Below are 6,958 nucleotides of genomic sequence, written 5' to 3'. Positions count from 1 at the left end.
AAAACCCAGGGCGGTTAAATGGCCTAAAATATTAAGTAGAAATTCTAGAAAATTGTTTAAATGGCAGGGAGGGCTTTGTTTTCTATAAGGGACATTAGATCAATGACTAACCTCAATTTTAGTCATTTGAGAAAATAGGCAGGTTTATAAATCCCCCCAGAGCCTGATTAAATTTGTTTAGTCTCGCATTTTGGATCATTTTACATACAAAAATTGTAAACTTTATCTTGAGATTTCATCCTTAATTTTCTGATCTAGTTTTACCACTAATACCAAAGTAAAAGTAGGAGATATTGTTCCTTACTTTAATCCAATATGGGCGATTGAAGTAACCTATCAATTAGCAAAAGCCCACTTAAAAGTAGAACCCCAAAGACAAAAATACAATCAAGCAATCCAAGAATCCTCCCTTTTCTATTTGCCCTATTTTTTACTAAACCTCTTTGCCGACCAACTATAAATAATATATAAGCAAGAAAAGTAAGAAACAAGGGACCCGTCTGATAAAAAATGGATACTTAACCCCCTTTAGAGAGACTTAAAGAAAGAAAGAAAGAAACTGATCCAACTACATAAATTTCTTAAAAAATATGTTTCAACACATATATTCAAAAGCTTAAAACTCAAAAAATCAATTTTGAGAAAAAATAAAAAAAATTGAGCTGGTACACACTTTTTTGCAACCTTCCCTATAGTTCATTCGTATTGCACAATTGTATTAAAATTTTTCTAATGTAATAAAGCCTTTCCATTTAAATAGTTGCATATGCATCTAAATCACATGATACTAAAGGGCTTTCAACTCTAAAAAGCATTTAATGAAATTTGATTACACCCTGACCCCTTGGATTGGAAAAACAGCTAAAATGATAAGTCTATACTTTTCAGACAAACTACAAAGTCGCGGAATAGATTTAACAAAAACCCAATGCATTCTTTTAAAAATTCTGCATGATAAAGATGGGGTACCACAAAATGAACTAGCCTTTATTACGGAAAGGGATAAAACCTCTCTGACACGACTGGTGAATACAATGGAAAAGAAAAACCTTCTCGAAAGAGTTCCTTCGGAAGAAGATAAAAGAGTGAATTTGGTATACCTAACCGAAGAGGGAAGAAAGATATTTGAAAGAGCGTTGCCTGTAATTAAGGAGATAGTAGAGGAGTTGCAAAAGGGGATTTCCGAAGAGGAAGTAAACTACGCTATTGGAATTATTAAGAAAGTACAAAACAATATTAAAATAAATCATCCAGAGTTCAGCATAAACTAACATTTATTAATGAGAAAGTACATTACTATTGGAATTGGCCTACTGTTGCTAGTAGGAGCTTTTTTGGCAGCTCAAGGACTATCGAATTCTAAAAAGGCCCCAAAAAAGAAGGTAGAGAAAGTGGTCAAAACCGTTTTTACTGAAACCGTAAAGAATAAGGCTATACCTATTGTCATTACCGCCAGTGGAAATCTGGAAGCAAAAAACAAGGTGGAAATTTATTCTGAGGTGCAGGGAGTTTTGAAAAGAACCTCAAAAGAGTTTAAACCAGGAGAGCATTATCAAAAGGGAGAAACCCTTCTCCATATTAACAGCAGGGAATACACCGCTAGTTTACTTTCCGAAAGAAGCAACCTTTACAACCTAATTATTTCTATGCTTCCAGACTTACGGATTGACTTTCCGGAAGCCTACACTGCCTGGGAAAGCTATTTGCAAAAATTTGATATGAACAAAGTCGTCCCTGCTCTCCCTGAGCCTCAATCCGAAAAAGAAAAATTTTTTATTTCAGGAAAGGGAATTTTTTCCAGGTATTATAATGTGAAAAATATGGAGGTGCGGTTAGAGAAATACCTCATCCCTGCCCCTTTTAAGGGAGTATTAACAGAATCTCTTGTGACACAGGGAACATTGGTTAGAGCTGGGCAAAAATTAGGAGAGTTTATTGATCCAAAAGTATATGAAATGGAAGTTTCGGTGAATGCTTCCTATATACATTTACTTAAAGTAGGGAAAAGTGTAAGCCTCCATGATCTAAAGAAAGCAAAGAGCTGGAAAGGGAAAGTTGTTCGGGTGAACGGAAGGATAAATCAGGAATCCCAAACTGTTCAAGCCTACATTCAGCTTAACGGTGATGACTTAAAAGAAGGGATGTACTTGGAAGCTTCCCTAGCAGCCAAGGAAGAAGAAAATGCTTACCAGGTTTCGAGGAAATTACTCATTGACAATAGTAAACTTTATGTCGTGAAAAAAGGGGTCCTCATGCTAAAGGAAATTCAACCTGTATTTTTCAATGAGAAAACAGTGGTGATTAAAGGGCTAAAAGACGGGGATCAACTTTTATCCAAAACCGTTCCTGGTGCCTACGCTGGAATGCCTGTCAAAATATTTACCCCACAAAGTTAACTAGGATTTTTTGAACTCGAATTATGAGAAAAGTCATTACCCATTTTATTAAATACCCTGTTGCAGTAAATATCATCATGATTGGGGTCCTATTCTTTGGGGCTTTGGGCATGCTGGCTATGAAGTCTTCCTTTTTCCCTTTAACGGATTCAGAGTTAATACAGATAAACCTAACCTATCCGGGGGCATCTCCTCAGGAAATAGAGGAAGGCATCGTATTAAAAATTGAGGACAACCTAAAAGGAATTGTAGGAATTGATAGAGTTACTTCTACCTCAAGGGAAAATTCCGCTACTATATCGGTAGAAATAGAGAAAGGCAAAAATATAGATGTCGTCCTTTCCGATGTTAAAAATGCCGTGGACCGTGTCCCTTCCTTTCCATCAGGGATGGAGCCTCCGGTAATTTCCAAAGTGGAAAGCATTAGAGAAACCATCAGTTTTACCGTAAGCGGTGATCAGGTACCTTTAACCACCTTGAAGGATCTTGCCAGAAGAGTTGAAAATGACCTTCGCGGAATGGAGGGTATTTCCCAAGTAAGTGTAGAAGGTTACCCGGATGAGGAAATTGAAATTGCAGTTAGAGAGAATGATCTGCGAGCCTATAATTTAACCTTTGACCAGGTGGCCCTAGCCGTATCGCAAGCCAATATTCTTACCACAGGGGGAAATATTAAAACTGATGAGGAAGAATATTTGATACGAGCCAATAACCGCTCCTATTATGGGGATGAACTCCTACATTTAGTGGTAAGGGCAGACCCATCGGGAAATGTGATTCGATTGATGGATATTGCTGAAGTGAGGGACCGATGGTCAGAAATTCCCGACCGCCTTTATTACAACGGAAATATTGCTGTACGTATTCGTGTCAGCAATACCAACAGTGAAGATTTACTTTCTTCGGCTGATAGAATTAATGCCTATATCGATACATTCAATCAACAATATGACAATGTGAAATTGGATATTACCAGGGATTCTTCTATCACTTTGAGCCAACGTACAGCCTTACTCACAGAGAACGGAATAATCGGTATGTTCCTCGTATTGCTATTCCTTTCCCTCTTTTTAAACCCAAGATTAGCCTTTTGGGTAGCTGTAGGATTGCCTGTAGCATTTTTAGGAATGTTTATTTTTGCACCACAACTTAGCGTAACCATCAATGTACTTTCTCTTTTTGGGATGATTATTGTCATCGGTATTTTGGTCGATGATGGAATTGTAATTGCAGAAAACATCTATCACCATTATGAAAAAGGAAAGAGCCCAATTAGAGCTGCTATCGATGGGACTATGGAGGTTATTCCACCCATTATTTCCGCCATTCTGACAACAGTATTGGCATTTTCCACCTTTTTCTTTTTAGATGGGAGAATAGGAAAATTCTTTGGTGAAGTTTCTGTAGTAGTGATTCTTACCTTAGGAATTTCCCTGATCGAGGCTTTGATCATACTTCCGGCACACATTGCACATTCCAAAGCACTACAGGGAGAGAAAAAAGAAAATAAATTCAGGCGTTTCTTTGAAGGTATCCTGGCCTACCTCAGGGATAAATTATATGCCCCGAGCTTGAAATTCTTCCTAAAAAATAAATTTTTAGGCTTCTCCATTGTTTTTGCTTTACTCATTATCACCATTGCCGGAATAAATGGAGGAATAATCCGAACCACTTTTTTTCCTTCGATTGCCAGTGATAGGATTCAAATTACACTGACCATGCCTCAGGGCACGAATGAGGTAATCACCGATTCTATAATTTCTGAAATAGAACAAGTGGTTTGGGAAGTAAATGAAGAATTTACTGCAAAGCAAACAGGACAGAAAGCTGTCGTCCAGAATGTCATCAGAAGAATAGGCCCAGGATCTTCTTCGGCTAAGTTAAATGTAAATCTACTCCCTGGTGAGGAACGAGATTTTGCAGCTTTTGAGATAACCAATGCCATAAGGGAAAAAACAGGAGTGGTCCATGGCGTAGAAAGCCTGATTTTTGGTTCAGGCTCCAACTTTGGAGGAAGCCCTGTTTCCGTATCCTTGCTGGGAAATAATATTGAGGAATTGAAAGCCGCTAAAGATGAATTAAAAACGGAACTTAGCAAAAACAACCTTTTAAAAGATATTAAGGATAATGACCCAGCAGGAATTAAAGAAATCAAGATTAAGTTAAAAGAAAATGCCCATTTGCTAGGACTCAACCTGCAAGGGGTTATGAGGCAGGTACGTTATGGCTTTTTCGGTTTTCAGGCGCAGCGTTTCCAACGTGGGCAAGATGAAATTAAAGTTTGGGTACGTTACGACAAAAAAGATCGGTCTTCCATTAAAAACCTAGATGATATGTGGATAACCACAACCAATGGGGATCGTATTCCTTTTTCAGAAATTGCTACTTATGAAATTGAAAGAGGTGAAATAGCCATTAATCACCTAAGTGGAAAACGAGAGATCAATATTTCTGCTGATCTGAAAAATCCAAAGGAAAGTGTTACTGCCATTTTGGAGGATATTAAAGCTCGGATTATGCCGGAACTAACTTCTAAATACCCATCGGTAAGCGCTCTATATGAAGGACAAAACAGGGAGGCTTCAAAAGTTACAGGCTCAGCCATGATGGTTTTGCCAGTGATTCTCTTCCTGATTTATGCAGTGATTGCATTTACCTTCCGATCCTATAGCCAACCTCTTCTTTTATTGATTATGGTTCCTTTTAGTTTGATTGGAGTAGCCTGGGGTCATTGGGTTCATGGCTTTGCTATCAACATTCTTTCTTACCTAGGCATTATTGCCTTGGTTGGAATTATGGTGAATGACGGATTGGTATTCATTGAAAAGTACAATGGGTATTTGAAAGAGGGAATGAAACAAGAGGACGCCTTGATTAATGCAGGAATTTCACGTTTCAGAGCTATTTTCCTGACTACCCTCACCACAGTTGCCGGACTTGCTCCTTTGATTTTTGAAACCAGTAGACAAGCCAAGTTTCTTATTCCAATGGCCATTTCTGTTGCCTATGGAATTGTTGTGGCTACCTTCCTGACACTTTTGATGTTGCCATTACTTTTGTCAGTTGGGAATTCCATTAAAGTTAATTTTAAATGGCTTTATACAGGAAAGAAGCCTGCGAAAGAAGAAGTTGAAAGAGCCATCATTGAAAAAAATGCTGAGTATCATGAAGTTGTTTAAAAAATATGTATTAGCCGTTGGTTTATTGGTAAATACCAATGTGGCCATAGCGCAGGAAACATTAACCAAGGAGCAGGCCGTTTCTATTGCCTTGGAAAATAATTATGAGATCAAAGTTGCTAGCAATAATGTAAAGATTGCAGAAAATAATGCTGGCATTTTAAATAGCGGAATGTTACCACAGGTAAGTGCAAACGCAGGAGCAAACCTCAGTAATAACGATACGGAGGTAACTACTATGGAGGGGCAAAAAAGAAGTTTAGATGGCCTAACTTCCCAAAGCTATAATGCTTCCATTGGGGTAAATTATACCTTATTTGATGGGATGGGGCGAGCCTACAATTACAGAAAACTACAGGAAAGTCAGCGGCTTTCCGAGCTGGATGCTCGTCAGATAATCGAAAACACCTTACTTAGTCTTTTTACTTCCTACTATGAGGTGGCCCGGTTAATGGAAAATGAAAATAGACAGAAACAAACCCTGGAAACTTCGAACCAGCGTTTGCTCAGGGCTAAATATAATTATGAATATGGACAAGGCAGCAAACTAGATTTGTTAAATGCAGAGGTTGATGTTAATAGAGATAGTATTGACCTCATGGAAATCAGACGTCAACTTATTAATACCAAAAGAGACCTGAATGTCATTTTGGGAAGAGACGTTAATGTTACTTTTGAAGTGGACACTACAGTAAGGTATACTTCCGGTTTAAGTCAAGAAAATCTATTGGCCAATGCCAAGGAAAAGAATGTTGAGCTGTTGAAGGCAAGGAAAAACAGACAACTGAATGAATATGACGTGAAAATAAGTCAGACAGGATGGGTACCAAAAGTTAGCTTAAATGGCTCTTACGGCTGGTCACAAAGTGAAAATGCTAATGTGCAGTTTCCAAGGCAAAGTACAGTGGGCTTGTCTGCCAACCTGAATATGGCATGGAATATTTTCGATGGAGGGAAAACGCGCACCAATGTGCAAAATGCTAAAATAGCAGTGCACAACCGGGAAATACAACAAAAACAATTCGAGCAAATAATTGAACGAAATGTAAACAATGCCTGGTCGTCCTATCAGAATGCTTTATTTATACTAAGAGCAGAGGAGAAGAATGTTCAAACCAATGAACTAAATTTTGAGAGGAGTCTAGAGCAGTACAAACTAGGTCAGATTAATTCCATCCAGTTTCGTGATGCCCAGTTAAATTTGCTTAACGCACAAAACAGTTTTAATCAGGCTAAATACGAAGCTAAGAAAACAGAACTGCAACTTTTACAACTAAGTGGAAACCTATTAAATTCCGAGTTTTAAATTTTAATTCCAGGAAATTATTATTCTACTTATCCTTTTAAAAAGAAAAGACAGTACAATAAAAGTACTGTCTTTTT

Annotated in this window: 4 protein-coding genes; all 4 read left to right on the top strand. The window is 37.9% G+C overall.

The features are described from left to right. Window positions 1–818 precede the first annotated feature (818 nt). From E1171_RS11230 to E1171_RS11215, 4 genes are read left to right on the top strand one after another with little or no spacing between them, the layout of a single operon-like run. Window positions 819–1,271 (top strand): MarR family winged helix-turn-helix transcriptional regulator, encoded by a 453-nt coding sequence (locus E1171_RS11230; RefSeq protein ID WP_155206101.1) that lies wholly within the window; start codon window positions 819–821, stop codon window positions 1,269–1,271. A gap of 9 nt (window positions 1,272–1,280) precedes the next feature. Next, complete coding sequence (locus tag E1171_RS11225) at window positions 1,281–2,396, top strand: efflux RND transporter periplasmic adaptor subunit (protein ID WP_155206100.1); 1,116 nt, start codon at window positions 1,281–1,283, stop codon at window positions 2,394–2,396. Between the two features lie 23 nt (window positions 2,397–2,419). After that, on the top strand, window positions 2,420–5,575 hold the full coding sequence (locus E1171_RS11220; protein ID WP_155206099.1) for an efflux RND transporter permease subunit: 3,156 nt from the start codon (window positions 2,420–2,422) through the stop codon (window positions 5,573–5,575). Next, window positions 5,562–6,881 carry a TolC family protein gene (locus E1171_RS11215; protein WP_187696402.1) on the top strand — a complete coding sequence of 440 codons (1,320 nt, stop codon included), beginning with the start codon at window positions 5,562–5,564 and terminating at the stop codon, window positions 6,879–6,881. The genes E1171_RS11220 and E1171_RS11215 overlap by 14 nt, the downstream gene beginning before the upstream one ends. Window positions 6,882–6,958: the final 77 nt, after the last annotated feature.

Origin of the sequence: Xanthovirga aplysinae (assembly GCF_009711365.1) — a bacterium.
Classification (GTDB): Bacteria; Bacteroidota; Bacteroidia; order Cytophagales; family Cyclobacteriaceae; genus Xanthovirga; species Xanthovirga aplysinae.
Note: the sequence above shows the minus strand (reverse complement) of the source record. Positions and strands in the feature narration are given on the sequence as shown.